Source organism: Camelimonas sp. FR25, assembly GCF_059740505.1.
This window is the reverse complement of sequence record NZ_JCAWFG010000023.1, coordinates 1-356: the sequence shown is the minus strand read 5'-3', so window position 1 is coordinate 356 and position 356 is coordinate 1. Positions and strand designations below refer to the sequence as shown.

At 61.8% G+C, this 356-nt stretch carries 1 protein-coding gene; it reads left to right on the top strand.

Features of this window, described 5'->3' with window-relative positions; genetic code table 11:
* Positions 1 to 181, top strand: a 181-nt coding sequence (locus tag AC6A67_RS03535) for a hypothetical protein (RefSeq protein ID WP_498035183.1), incomplete at its 5' end; no start/stop codon positions are given.
* Positions 182 to 356: the final 175 nt, after the last annotated feature.

Here is a 356-nt window from a genome sequence, read left to right as displayed (position 1 = left end):
CCATGAGATGCTGTTCGACGCCCACTGGCATGGGTTCCGTGTGTTCGGCGGCGTTCCCGGGCGCGGGATCTATGACAATCTATGGACGCCTCCCGGGCAAGGGGCAATGCTGACAGCCGGCGGCATGGAATGCGTGAATCTATCCGGCCTGTTACTGGAGCGATCACGCTCCCGGCCTTGATGGGAGTCCGCTGCTTCTGGCCTCATAACATGAGCGGCCTTAAAGGCCCTGTCGTAGACCAGGCTTTGAAGCTGCGGTCCGTGCCGTTGTGCCATCAATGTCCACCTCGCTCTCATCGCCGCCTCAGCGACGATCTCGGGTGCCGCCGCAGATCAAGCGGCCGCGTAAATCTCCT